The 12,936-nt window shown below is 66.4% G+C and carries 9 protein-coding genes and 1 pseudogene; 5 read left to right on the forward strand and 5 right to left on the reverse strand.

Annotation, left to right across the window (positions count from 1 at the left end):
* Window positions 1–28 precede the first annotated feature (28 nt).
* The 3 genes from Apa02nite_RS30950 to Apa02nite_RS30960 form a co-directional block, all read right to left on the reverse strand.
* Window positions 29–1,795, reverse strand: coding sequence for a sensor histidine kinase (locus Apa02nite_RS30950; protein WP_203828176.1), 1,767 nt, complete (start codon window positions 1,793–1,795; stop codon window positions 29–31).
* Window positions 1,792–2,496 carry a response regulator gene (locus tag Apa02nite_RS30955; protein ID WP_203828203.1) on the reverse strand — a complete coding sequence of 235 codons (705 nt, stop codon included), beginning with the start codon at window positions 2,494–2,496 and terminating at the stop codon, window positions 1,792–1,794. Before Apa02nite_RS30955 ends, Apa02nite_RS30950 begins: the two co-directional genes overlap by 4 nt.
* Window positions 2,497–2,565: 69 nt before the next feature.
* On the reverse strand, window positions 2,566–3,111 hold the full coding sequence (locus tag Apa02nite_RS30960; RefSeq protein ID WP_203828177.1) for a hypothetical protein: 546 nt from the start codon (window positions 3,109–3,111) through the stop codon (window positions 2,566–2,568).
* Window positions 3,112–3,257: 146 nt separating this feature from the next.
* Between Apa02nite_RS30960 and Apa02nite_RS30965 the strand changes: the two are divergent.
* The 5 genes and pseudogenes from Apa02nite_RS30965 (at window position 3,258) to Apa02nite_RS30985 (ending at window position 10,928) form a co-directional block, all read left to right on the forward strand.
* Window positions 3,258–4,379: pseudogene (locus tag Apa02nite_RS30965) on the forward strand (IS630 family transposase).
* 427 nt (window positions 4,380–4,806) lie between these two features.
* On the forward strand, window positions 4,807–5,034 hold the full coding sequence (locus Apa02nite_RS30970) for a hypothetical protein (RefSeq protein ID WP_203828178.1): 228 nt from the start codon (window positions 4,807–4,809) through the stop codon (window positions 5,032–5,034).
* A 388-nt stretch (window positions 5,035–5,422) separates the two neighbouring features.
* On the forward strand, window positions 5,423–8,257 hold the full coding sequence (gene fxsT, locus Apa02nite_RS30975) for an FxSxx-COOH system tetratricopeptide repeat protein (protein WP_203828179.1): 2,835 nt from the start codon (window positions 5,423–5,425) through the stop codon (window positions 8,255–8,257).
* Window positions 8,258–8,400: 143 nt separating this feature from the next.
* On the forward strand, window positions 8,401–9,645 hold the full coding sequence (locus tag Apa02nite_RS30980; protein WP_203828180.1) for an FxsB family cyclophane-forming radical SAM/SPASM peptide maturase: 1,245 nt from the start codon (window positions 8,401–8,403) through the stop codon (window positions 9,643–9,645).
* Window positions 9,646–9,668: 23 nt separating this feature from the next.
* On the forward strand, window positions 9,669–10,928 hold the full coding sequence (locus Apa02nite_RS30985) for an HEXXH motif domain-containing protein (RefSeq protein WP_203828181.1): 1,260 nt from the start codon (window positions 9,669–9,671) through the stop codon (window positions 10,926–10,928).
* An 84-nt stretch (window positions 10,929–11,012) separates the two neighbouring features.
* Here the strand turns inward: Apa02nite_RS30985 and Apa02nite_RS30990 are convergent, their stop codons facing one another.
* Together Apa02nite_RS30990 and Apa02nite_RS30995 are read right to left on the reverse strand one after the other, a co-directional pair.
* Window positions 11,013–11,870, reverse strand: coding sequence for an SGNH/GDSL hydrolase family protein (locus tag Apa02nite_RS30990; RefSeq protein WP_239164684.1), 858 nt, complete (start codon window positions 11,868–11,870; stop codon window positions 11,013–11,015).
* A 29-nt stretch (window positions 11,871–11,899) separates the two neighbouring features.
* On the reverse strand, window positions 11,900–12,907 hold the full coding sequence (locus tag Apa02nite_RS30995; protein ID WP_239164685.1) for an SGNH/GDSL hydrolase family protein: 1,008 nt from the start codon (window positions 12,905–12,907) through the stop codon (window positions 11,900–11,902).
* Window positions 12,908–12,936: the final 29 nt, after the last annotated feature.

Below are 12,936 nucleotides of genomic sequence, written 5' to 3' on the forward strand. Positions count from 1 at the left end.
CGCGAGACGTTCCGCGGCGTGCCTGGCCTCAGCTCACCGGGGAAGGCTGTTCGGTCACGACGGCGGTGAACGTCGTACCGGCGCCGAGCGTGCTCGCCACGGTGATGTTCCCGCCGTGCGCCTCGGCGATCTTACGGGCGATCGACAGGCCCAGGCCGCTGCCGCCGGTGGAGCGGGCGCGCGATCTGTCGGCCCGCCAGAAACGGTCGAAAACCCTCGGCAGGTCCGGCTCGGCGATCCCGTCGCCGGTATCGGCCACCGCGATCGTCAACCGGCCCGCGTCGGCGGATGCCCGAACGGTGACGGTACCGCCCCGGCTGCTGTGCCGGATGGCGTTCGACAGCAGGTTGCCGACGAGCTGACGCAGCCGCACCGGGTCGGCGACCACCAGAGGTTCGCCGTCGAAGGACAGGGCCAGCGACACGCCGGCGGTCGCGGCGCTCGGGTGGTGCACCTCGAGCACCTGCTCGATCGCGTCGTCGAGGTGCATCGGTTCGGGATGCATCCGCAGGCTGCCGGCGTCGGCGGCGGCCAGGTCACGCAGATCGTCGACGATGTGTTGCAGGTGCACGGTCTCGTCGTACAGCAACGTCAGGGTCGGGCCGTCGATCGTGGCCAGGCCGTCCTGGGCCGCCTCCAGCCAGCTACGGATGTTGGCCAGCGGGTTGCGCAGTTCGTGGGCGACATCGTTGACCATGGCCTTGCGCTGATCCTCGGAGTGCTCCCGGTGCTCGGCCATCTCATTGAGCGCGGCCGCCAGCAGGCCGATCTCGTCCTTGCCGGTCACCGGCGCACGCCGATACCCGCCGGGTCGCCGGGCCGCCTCGGTCAGGGTCCGCAACGGCCGGACCATCCGGCCGCCGACCACGACGGTGAGCAGCACGGCGAGGATCAGCACCACGGTGGTGGTGGTGCCGAGACGTACCAGGTTGCGCCGGGAGAACGGGGAGACCGGCGGGGCGGCCGGGTCCCCCGGGCCGGTTACGAAGAGTAGTGCGGGCGGCGCGACGTACGACTGGAGCTGGGTGTGTCGAGCGTTGTTGAGGCACTGAGCGGCCCGATCGGTCCGGTCCGGGATCGGCACTCTCTTGGCCGGGTCGAGGACGGTGACGACGAGGTCCGGGGTGATCGTCACGGCCGTGTCGTCCGCGCATGCGGCGACGAGCTTCCGCAGCGCCTCCAGCGGGCCGCGTTCGCTTCTGGTCACGCCGGGAATGAGGGAGCACAGGTACGGTTGCTTGATCACCCGGGTGAGCGACAGCCTCGGACGCCCGTGCGGCCCCGGCGTGATGATCGCCTCGCTGCCGAAGCTGCGCACGCACTCCAGTGCCTCGTCGAGTTGCCGGTGGATCCGCTTCTGATCCGCGGGTGTCAGCCGATACGGCCCGACAATCCGAGGATCGATGCGTTCGGTACCCCCGGTGAGCGACAGGTCCACCGACAGCGGATCAACGAGCGCGGAGGGCCGGGCGAGTTCCAGCGACGGGCCGGCCGCCGAATCGAGGATCACCTCCCGGTTCTCGGTCATCAGGGTGATCCGACGACCCAGGGCGCGGGCCCGGTCGGCGACCAGCGGCTGGACGCCCGACCAGTCGTTGTGGGTCGCGCCGTAGGTGAGCAGTTCGTCGTAGACGCTCTTGTCGTCGCTCAACGACTGGCCGATCTCCTGCCGGATCGTCTGCGACGTGGACCGGGCGGACAGCCAGGACGTCGCCAGGACGGCGGCGATCGCGATCGCCGCCGAGGTGACCAGCAGGCGAAGGACCAGACTGCGATGCGGGGGTACGCGGGTCACGCCGGACCCGCGGTCAGCTTGTAGCCGATCCCGTACACCGTTACCAGACGGACCGGCCGTTTCGGGTTCGGCTCGATCTTGCGCCGCAGGTTGAGAACATGAACGTCGATGGTCCGTTCCACCGAGTCCCGCTCCACACCGTTGGTGTGCTCCAGCAGTTGCGCTCGCGTGAACACCCGCTCCGGCTGTTCGGCCAGCGCTGCCAGGATCGCGAATTCCCCCGGCGTGCACTGCACCGGTTCGCCGTCGGCATGCACCTGATGTCGCCCGCTGTCGACGACGAGCTTTCCGACCGTCAACACCGTCTCGTCCGCACGGGCCCGGGCGTTGCTGCGCCGTAGCAACGCCCGTGCCCGTGCGGTCAGCTCGCGCGGACTGTAGGGCTTCGTCAGGTAGTCGTCCGCGCCGCCGTCGAGTCCGGCGAGCAGATCGTCCTCGCCGGCCCGGGCCGTCAGCATCAGGATCGGGACCGCCGACTCGGCCCGCAGGATGCGGGCTATGGTCAGGCCGTCCAGCCCGGGCATCATCACGTCCAGGACCAGAAGATCCGGGCTGCGCCGCCGTACGTGATCAAGCGCGGCCAGTCCGTCGTGCACCACGACCGTGTCGTAGCCCTCGGCGGTCAGATAGCGCCGGAGCACCTCCGCCTGACCCTTGTCGTCCTCCGCCACCAGCAGATATCCGCCCACGGCGAGGACCATAACCGGACGCCGGGCGGCCACCCGCAAAGCTAATCGGTTCCTGACATCACCTCTGCCGTGCCGTGCGGGTCAGTTCGCGAACGCCTGGCGGCGGCACTCCTGCATCTTCTCCGAGTTGAAGTCGCCGTTCGGGCCGATCTCGGTGAGACCGAACTGGCCGGTCTGCGGGTCGGGGGCGGTCAGCTTGTAGCCCGCAGCCTGGGCACACCGGTACATCTCGCGCTGGTTGTCCTTCAATTCGGCCGGGTTGGTACGCAACAGATGCTGCTCGGCCGACTCCGGCTGCCGCGACTCGCAGGCCTTCCAGGCGGCCACATCCGCCTCGGACCCGATGTCCTCCGGATGCTCGCCGGTGACACCCTTCTGCACCACCAGCAACACGGCTACGTCGGGCTTCTTTACGCCCTCCTTCTTCAGGCAGTCTGTCCACGGCTTGACGATCGCTGCGATCTGATCGGCGGTGGCATCGATCGGATACACCGGTCGCTGATCACTGTCGGACGCACCGGACGGCGCCGCCCCGCTCTGCAACGTGGCCACCGGCGGCGCATCCTTCGCGCCGCTCCCACTGGAACAGCCGGTGAGCAGGAAGGCGAGGCTGATGGTCGCCGCCACGTAGCGCATTCGATATGACATGACGGGCACCCTCGCAAAGCGATGTTCAGATCTTGCTAGTGCTCTGACCGGAAACGTTGGCCGGGTTGGGTGACACGCCGGTCGGGGTTCGCGGCGAGGTCGGAGTTAGCGTTCAGGCTGTCGCCATGGCAGATCCTGTTGGGGCACGGCGGCCTACCGAGGACGAAGGCCGGCGATTACAGCAGATCGTGCGGCGGCAGACCGGATCCTCGATCCGGCTGCGCCGGGCGATAGTCATCATGGCCTCGGCCAGAGGGAACACCGTCGCGGCGATCGCCCAGCTGGTGCAGGGCGATCAGGATGCGATCCGTGAGCTGATCCACCGGTTCAACGAGATCGGGCTGGCCTGTCTGGACCCTCAGTGAGCGGGTGGCCGTCCCCGCCGGATCAATGAAGACGACGAAGCGTTCATCGTCGCGACGGCCCGCACCAGACTTGAAGTCCTCGACCAGCCGTTCACCCGGTGGAGCCTGCGTAAACTCGCCCACTACCAGGACTTCAACCGCGGCGTTCGCCGGGTGAGCGTCAGCCGCGAACGGCTGCGGGAGTTCCGGCACCAACACAAGATCAGCTTCCAGTGGACCAAGACCTGGAAAGAACCCAACGACCCGCAATGGGAGGCGAAACTCGCCCGCATCGAACACGTGACCAGCCATTTCCCGGATCGGGTGTTCGCGTTCGACGAATTCGGGCCGCTGACGATCCGCCGGCACCTCGGCTCCTGCTGGACCGAGCAAGGACACCCGGACCGGCTGCCCGCGAACTATCACAAACTGCACGGTGTCCGGCAGTTCCACGCCTGCTGCTCGATCGGCGACGACACCCTGTGGGGCATCGTCCGCGCCCGCAAATCCGCGGACAACCCGCTCGCCGCCCTGAAATCGATCCGCCGGGCACGTCCGGACGGGGCACCGATCTATGTCATTCTCGACAACCTGTCCGCCCACAAAGGCACCCAGATCCGCAGCTGGGCGGCCCGTAACAACGTCGAGCTATGTTTCCATCCCGACGTATGCGTCCTGGGCGAACCCGATCGAAGCGCACTTCGGGCCCTACGCACGTTCGTGGTCGCCGGCTCGAACCATCCCAACCACACCGTCGCGACCCGAGCCCTGCACAAATACTTGCGCTGGCGCAACGCCAACGCCCGCCACCCCGACGTCCTGGCCGACCAACGCCGCGCACGGGCCCGGGTCCGCAGCGAACGCCAACACCGATGGGGCCAACCCGCCACACGCGCAGCCTGACCCCAACCCGGTCAACTTTTCCGGTCAGAGCACTGGCAAGGCGGAGGTGGAGTCGAATTGCATGATGACGTGGAGGACGCGCACGGCGATGGCCAGCACCTCGGAGATCAGTAAGCGAGGTGATGCCGAGGAGCCAGGTCGGTCTTCTGTTCCCCACCTTTGCCTCCGAACGCTGTCAGCACTGACATCTGAATCAGGATCGAGTTGGGCGACCGCCGGGCATCGGCAGATCCGTAGACCGAGGTGGACCGCGTTTGTGGTCCGTTGTCCGTAGATACGCGCACCCCTCGCACCCCCGGAGCATGATGGTTTGCGGGTGGTGAGCCGTTCCTTGAGGCCGGTCCCAAGAAACGGCTGTCGTCACGAGATGATTGGTGAACGCCGAGTCGCCGCCATGCCAGGCGCTGAGCCGCTATCGTGGCGCGCGATGAAAGACGATGAGAATTCGGCGACGGATCACCCGATTGTGGCGGCACCCGACGGGAGAGGCCTGCCCGATCTTGGCTCGGTGCGTGCCGCCGCCGTGTTTGCGTCCGGCGAAAATGCCCTGGCTTATGCCCTCCGGCGCCTCGCCGCAGACCTCGGGAGCGACACCAACACACCCCTGCTCGCCGGGTTCGGCAACTTCGCTCCGCCGGATCCCGAACCGATCTGATCCAAACCGGATGGCCAGCGAGCGGATTGCCCGCCAGAGTGAGAAAACCATGATCAGGTAGGAAGCGCTGTCGACAACGTCAACCAGCCGGTGATCGAACCGCAGTACGAACCACCACATAGCTGTGGCCCCTGCCAAGGTGGCGACATCTGCCACCTGCCAGAGCCAGCTCACGAATCGCCGCCATCGCTCCATCCCACCTTCACCTCGACTCTCGATGCCCTGTCTCCAGCATCGACGAGCGCAGTAGGCAGCGATCGTTACCTGTCGTAATGCGACGCAAACTGACAGCTGTTGATCTAAGTGACTCTTGTGCGATTCTGGGCACTGACGAAAGTTGACGCTTGCTGACGCGGAGCTATCGCTGGCACGAGCGGGGGGTCCTTACATGGCGGTGGCGATGCGCGGCCGGGAAAGTCTTCCTGACGGGCCGCTTCGCCGCCTGATCCAGGCTATCCATGACCTCTACAACGATGCGGGACGGCCAGGTCTGCGGCAGATCAGCACCGAGATCCGGCGTCGCAACGACCTGCGCGACACGGTGAGCCACGAGACCGTCAGCGCGATCCTGCGCGGCGACGCCCTACCCCGTTGGCGAAAGCTCGAGTGCCTGGTCCGGGTGCTGGTGACCTGGGCGGTATCCCAGCCGGAGGCGGATGCCGAGGTGCGACGGTTTCACGCGATGTGGCTGGAGGCCGACGATGCCGCGGTTGCTGTGGCCTTGCGGCGCGCGGTCACCGATTCGCCGCCTACCGTCGTCGACCCGGTGTTGCCGCGACAGTTGCCCAACGAGTTGACGCCGTCCGTGGCCGTCCTCACGTCGAACGCTCCGGCCCGTAACCCAACCTTTGTCGGGCGAGCCGAGATCCTCGAGCGCATGCAGAACCTACTCGGCGCTTCGCCCCGCAGCCCTCTGGTGCTGCGAGGTATTGGAGGCGTGGGGAAGACTCAGTTGGTCGCCGAGTACATCCATCTCCATGCCGCCAACTACGAGGTTGTCTGGTGGATCCCGGCCGCTGAGTTGGCCTCTGCTCGGGCCGCGTTCGCGGCTCTCGCTGATCGGATTGGCCTGTCCCGTAGCTGGGATCTCGCCCAGACTGCTCAACAGACCCTTGGCGCCCTCGAGGACAGCAGGCTGCGCTGGCTATTAATCTTCGATAACGTCGATGATCCAGTGGCCATCGGCCCAATGCTGCCCAGCGGTGGTGATGTAATCGCCACGACGCGGGCACTCGGGTGGCCGAGGGCCTGCAAGGTTCTTGAGGTGGATGTCTTTCAGCGGCAGGAAAGTGTCAAGTTACTCTGCCAGCTGGGTGCGGGCATCGTGCCGGCCGACGCCGACCGACTTGCTGCGCAGCTCGGTGACCTGCCGCTGGCACTGGAACAGGTTGCAGCCGTGCAGTCGGCCACCGGCATGCCTGTGACTGAGTATCTCCGCCTCTACTCCGAGCACATTAGCGACCTCTTGGCGACGCGACCACAGCAGGATCATCCCACCAGTGTCGTGGCATTCGTGACCCTCGCCATGGACAGCCTGCGCCAGCGGACTCCGGCCGCCGCCCAGTTGTTCGAGTTGTTTGCGTTTCTCGGTTCTGAGCCGGTTCCGGTCAGCCTCTTCCGGATTGGCCGGACTGCCGGCATCGAGGCACCGCTCGGCCGCGCACTGTTTCAGTTTGACTTCATCGAGCGGGTCGTTGGTCAGCTGGTCCGCTATGGTGTCGCCCGGATCGAACCTCGGAGCCAGCGTATCCAGGTGCACAGGCTGATCCGATCTGTGCTGCGCGAACAGCTCGACCCCGAGCGTGCCGCCGAAGTCCGGGCGACCACGCACCGCCTACTCGGCGCTGCGAATCCGGGACGGCCCGACGATCCGAGTACGTGGTCGCTGCACGCTGACATCGGGCCCCACTTGATCGCCAGTGACGCCGTCTATTCCGAAGATTTCGGGGCTCGGCGGGCCGTCGTCGACCAGGTCCGCTATCTCGAACGCCGGGGTGACTACCACGAGTCCCGGCGGCTGGGTGAACTCGCCATCACGGTCTGGCGGCGTGCGCAGGGCGACCACGACCTCGGCACTGAGGACCGACTTACATTTCGCGCGATCAGGGAGACCGCGAATGCGATGCGTGCACTCGGCTCGTACGAGGAGGCGCGCCGACTGACCGAGGACGCGCTGAGGCATCTTCGGAGCAGTCCAGTACATGGCGAGGACGACCCACTGACCCTGGACCTGGCTGGCACGGTTGGTATTTACCTGCGTATTACTGGTGCGTACGCCGAGGCGGAGGCCATCGACCGGGACGTAGTGGAGCGCCGCGAACGTCTCAACGGCACGGATGATCCGGCGACGCTGCGGGCCGTCGGAAATCTCGCAGTGAGCCTACGCATGAACGGCAAGTTCGACGAGGCGTACTCAGTCGATATCCGGGTCCACGATGCCTCTCGGCGCCGCTTCGGCGAGAACGACCCACGGGTATTACTCGCGGCAGCGAACTTGACCAAGGATCTGCATGGTCTCGGCCATTACCAGAAGTGCCTGGATGAGATCGAGCGGGTTCTACCTGTTCAAATCTCCCTGCACGGGGGCAGGCACGAGTATGTACTTTGGTCAACGCGGATGCGGGCGATCGGCCTGCGCCGCACCGGGCAACCCGTTGAGGCGGTGCAGGTTGCCAGCACGAACCTCCTGAACGCCGAGCGCATCTTCGGGCCAGTTCACGAGACCACGCTGCTCAGCATGATCACCTATTCCAATGCGTTGCGATCGGCAGGTGATCTGGACGGCGCCAAGGAGAAGGCCGGCGAGTCGCTCGCCCGGCTGCGCAACGCGTTTGGTCCGTATAACCCAGTGACACTGGCTGCCGCCACCAACTTCGCGGCGATCCTGCGGTCGATGGGGGTCCGCAGCGAAGCGGCTGGCATCGACCAGGTCACCGTCCAGGCGCTTACTAGATCGGTGGGTGATAACCACCCATACACACTGGTTGCCATGAACGGGCTGGCCATTGACTTGAGGCTGGCGCAGGAATTCGAAGCCGCGTTGATGCTTTCCCGTTCGGTGATGGCTCGTGCCACCGACGCGCTGGGGCCGGGTCACCCGGTCACCCTGGCCTTCGAGGCGAACCTTGCCCTTGACCTGGCGGCGGCGGGACGGATCACCGGTTCCGTCAACCCATCGGACCACGGGCGGGCCGAAGTCGACATTGAACCACCCGAGTCGTAGCCGATCCATCGGTCGGGGCGGGGTGGCGAACGCAGTACGCATGCTCGTGTCGCCCACAATGGCAGGGCAATGGGCCGCCCTCCCCGCCGCGCGAGCCGGCCACCTCTCAGATTCTGTAGTCGGCTGCTTAGGGAGGAATCCCGATGAGAGATTTTGTGTCGCTTAACCTTGCAGCGCGAAGGACTGATTTTGACCATCCCGACTGGCCGCATCGCAGTCTTGACGTCGATCAACTCCGCCGTGCCGGCTGTGAGCCTGTTCCTTTCCATGAGTTCGTGCTCAAGGTCCATCAACGCTGCAACCTGTCGTGTGACTACTGTTTTGTATATGAATCGCCAGATCAGAGCTGGCGAGACCGTCCGAACATCATGTCGGCGGCCGTCTGCGCGGCAGCTGTTGAGCGCATCGCTGAGCACGTCCGGCGCCATGGGCTCCTTCGGGTGAGCGTGGTCCTCCACGGGGGGGAGCCACTGTTGGCTGGTGTGGACCGCCTAGTCGACCTCACCACCGAACTGAGGGCCTCGATCCCGGCCGAGGTGACCGTTGGCATTCAGACCAACGGTATTGCCCTGAATGAGGAGGCGCTCCTCCAGCTATCGGAGGCGGAGGTTCGGATCGGCGTGAGTATCGATGGCCTGTGGGAAACCCACGATCAGCACCGCCGTGGCCGCAACGGGAGCGGCAGTCATGCCGCTGTGGAGCGTGCCCTGAACCTTCTCGCAAGTTCGCGTTTCCGTTCCTCCTACCAAGGTCTGCTCAGTATCGTCGATACGGACGCGCCGCCTGTGGAAACCTACGAGGCGCTGCTGCGGTACTCCCCGCCCGCCATCGACTTGTTGCTCCCGCACGCGAATTGGGAGAGTCCGCCCAGGCGTGAGCCTGGGCACGCTACGCCGCACGCCGACTGGCTTATAGCGATCTTCGATCGCTGGTACAGCGCACCTCGCCGAGAGACCAGTGTTCGGTTGTTCGAGGAGATCATCAGTCTGCTCTTCGGTCAGGGCAGCCGGTCCGAGCAGGTCGGGGCCAGTCCAGTAGCACTGGTAGTGATCGAGACCGATGGGGACATCGAGCTCGTTGATTCACTGAAAAGCGCTTATCCGGGAGCATGCTCCACAGCCTTGAACGTCCGGGAGCATGAGCTTGACGCAGCACTAGATCATCCGGGTGTGGTCGCTCGGCAGATCGGTGTGGAGGCATTGAGCGATGCGTGTCGTGCCTGTCCAGTCGGCCGGGTCTGCGGCGGTGGCCACTATGTTCACCGGTACCGTGCGGGTGAGGGCTTCCGCCATCCGTCCGTCTATTGCGCCGACATGCTTTCCCTCATCGGCCACATAGGCGGACGTCTGAGTGCCGATTTGGCAGCCCTGCCTAAGGGGGGCATCTGATGGCCGATTCGGGAGGGGGTGTCGTGGAGCAGCATGCCCTCTCCGCCACGACGCTCCAAGCACTGGCTGACGGGTATGGCGGTGCCGAGGCCGTTGCCGAGCTTTGGCGCGGGCAGGAGAGCCGTCGGCTCCTTCTGTTCAAGCTAGCTCACGACCACCTCGCCGATACGACAGACCGGCGTACGGCGCTCAAGGCAGTGTTCGAGGCGGAGGACCGCGAGCCGGAACTCGTCCGCGCCATTTTGGTCGATCCGATGGTCGCGCTGTGGGCCGCGGGCATCGTCCGTCGCGCACCCCGGGAGACGGTGCCGCTGGCCGATATCGTGCGGTTGAATGAGATCGCGGTGGCTGCCGCGATGTGGGCCGAATCCGACGTCGAGACCCGCGGCTGGTCCCGCAACGGGTGGGTGAGCATTCCAACGATCGGCCGGTTGCCGGTGTCTGAGCAGTCCGGGCCGGTGCGGCTCGTCGTGACGAAGGGTCTGCTGAGCGTGGACGGCCTTGATCGGGACCTTGATGATCCGGGATGGCAGCACGCACGTACGGTGACGGTTGGCGACGATACCGACGTGCAGTTGGAGGACATCGATCCCTGCCGTGACACCTTCCATATCCGGGCCGCTGAACGGCTTAGTGACTCGGACTTTGACGTTTGGCGTCGTGCATTGGATGCAGCTTGGCAAATTCTGACGCAGTATTGCCCCGAGAGGGTGTTGGAATTGTCGGCGGGCCTGCACGCACTAGTGCCGTTCCCGGAACCCGAGAACCGGACGGCGCACAGCGCAACCGCGCGAGATGCCATCGGAGTGATTGGCCTGGACCTGCCGAAGGATCCGGCCGAATTAGCAGTCACACTGATACACGAGTTCCAGCACTCCAAGCTCTCGAGCGTACTGGATGTCCTAGACCTGTACCGTCCGTCAGACCGTCTGTTCTTTGCGCCGTGGCGCACCGACGCACGGCCGATCAGTGGCCTTCTTCAAGGCGTCTATGCCTTTATCGCCGTAGCCGATACCTGGGCCAGGCTGTCTGCCGTCCCAGAGCGGTTCCCACGGGCGCAGCGGGAGTTCGCCGAGTCCCGCGCTCAGGTATCCGAAGCGCTCGATACGCTCGCTGGCTCAGATCTGCTGACGTCGGCCGGGGAACGGTTCCTGACAGGCATGCGAGGTGCCGTAAACCGGCTGAACAGCATCCAGTTGCCGACAGTGGCTGAGGCGGCGGCCGAGCGATTGCTTGCAGACCGTCGCGCAGCCTGGCAGATAGCTAACCCAGCGGCCTCCTGAGGCGGGATCGGCTCAGGAGGCGGGTCTGGTGGCACCGTTCGAGGGTCGTGGCCGACTTCAGGACGCGGAGGGGTACGTCCTGGGTCAGGCCAGGTAGGCCGCCAGGGGGATGCTCTGCTCGCGGAGGGCGGTGGCGATCAGGGCGGCGATCTGCTTGGCGCCGGCCGCCTCGAAATGGGTGTGGTCGTTGCAGAAGAACGCGCCGACCGCGCCCTGGGTGTAATCGCCGTTGTTCGGGCAGAGCTTCAGCTGGTTGTAGAGCGCGACGCTGCGGGCGTGCAGGTCGATGACCGGCACCCCGTTGGCGGTGGCGGCGTTCTTCGTCTCGGTGACGAAGCCCCGGTTGCCGACCGCGGTGCTGCCGCTGCAGGTGATCGCCGCGACCGGGGTGACGAAGATCGGCTTGGCGCCGCGGGCCTTGGCGGCCGCCGCCATCACGCCGAGCAGCTGCTGGAACCGGGCCGTGCCGACGTGCCGCGGGCAGGCCGAGTCGCCGTCGTTGATGCCGAACTGGACGATCAGGTAGTCGCCGGACTTCATACCGGTGGTCGCGTTTAGCATGGCCGACCACCGGGTGCTGTACGCCGTCGAGCTGAGCGTGCACTCGCCGGCCGCGTTCTTCACGCTGGTGACGTTGCCCTCGTACAGCCAGGTCTGGATGCTGCGGCCGCCGACCGCGCTGTTCTGCACGGTCGCGTCGGTGGTCAGGTACGACGGGAACTGGCTGCCCCAGCCGATCGGGCAGGTGCTGGCGTTCATCATCGTCGAGTCGCCGGCCATCCACACCTTGATCGCCGGGAGGGCGGCGGCCCGGGTGCCGGTGCCGGCGGCGGTGCCGGCGCAGGGGACGGCCGGGGCGGGGTCGGTGGTGGCGGCTCGGGCGGGGGTGCCGAGGCCGGCGGTGAGCAGGGTGGTGGCCAGTGCCACGAGGAGGGTTTTCACGGGGATGCTCCTGCGCTTTCTGGGGATGGTCAGGACAGGATCGGTACGAGCTTGGTGGCGATCGCCAGGTGGCCCTTGTCGTTCGGGTGGACCGAGTCGCTCAGGCCGTCCGCGGGCAGCCAGCCGGTGGTGTCGACGTAGAACACCGCGGCGTCACCGGCGCTGTTGCGGGCCTGGACCGCCGCCTTGGTCTCGGCCGCGTACCGGCCGATGAAGGTGCGCATCGCGTAGAGCTTGGCGTTCGGGAACTTGGCCCGGATCCTGGTCAGGAACGTGACGTACTTCGCCTGGAAGTCCGTGCCGCTCACGCCGTGGCTCTTGTCGTTGGTGCCCAGGTTGATCACCACGGCGGCGGGGGTGTAGCGGCTGAAGTTCCACAGGTCGGTGCCGGCCTGGCCGCCGCTGGACATCCAGTAGCGGGTCTCGTGCGCCCAGCAGCCGTCCGAGGTCTCCGACAGGCACATGCCGCCGATCGCGATCTGGGTGTGGTCGGCGCCCAGCCGCTCACCGGTCACGAAGCCGTAGTCGGTCACGGCGAGCTGGCTGCTCGTGGTGCCCGCGGTGATCGAGTCGCCGACGAACTCGATCAGCCGGCTCCGGGCCGGCGCCTTGAACGTGGCCGCGCCGGCGTCCAGCACCAGCCCCTGGAAGACCGCGTCACCGGTGTACGACCCGGCCACCTGCCGGTAGCTGACGATCAGCGTGTGGTTCCCGCTCGCCAGCCCGGCCGGTGTCAGGTCGACCGTGCCGGAGACCTTGCCGTACGCGGTGAACGCCCGCCCGTCGACGCTCGCCCACAGGTCGACGGCGTTGCGTTGCCTGAGCTTCACCGTCCGGCCGGTGAAACCGACCCGGAGGTACGCGCCGGCCCAGTACGGCACGTACGCGGAGGTGTTCGTGGTGTTCCAGCGGCCCACGAAGCTGATGTTGGTGTCGCTCGGTGACCCGTCCCCGACGGCGGCCCGGGCCTGTGGGGCGATCAGCCAGCCGCCGAGACTCAGCAGCGCGGTCGTCGCCAGAACGATGCATCGTCGCATGACTCGCCTCCGATTCGGGAGCGCTCCCA

Source organism: Actinoplanes palleronii (assembly GCF_016862315.1).
GTDB lineage: Bacteria > Actinomycetota > Actinomycetes > Mycobacteriales > Micromonosporaceae > Actinoplanes > Actinoplanes palleronii.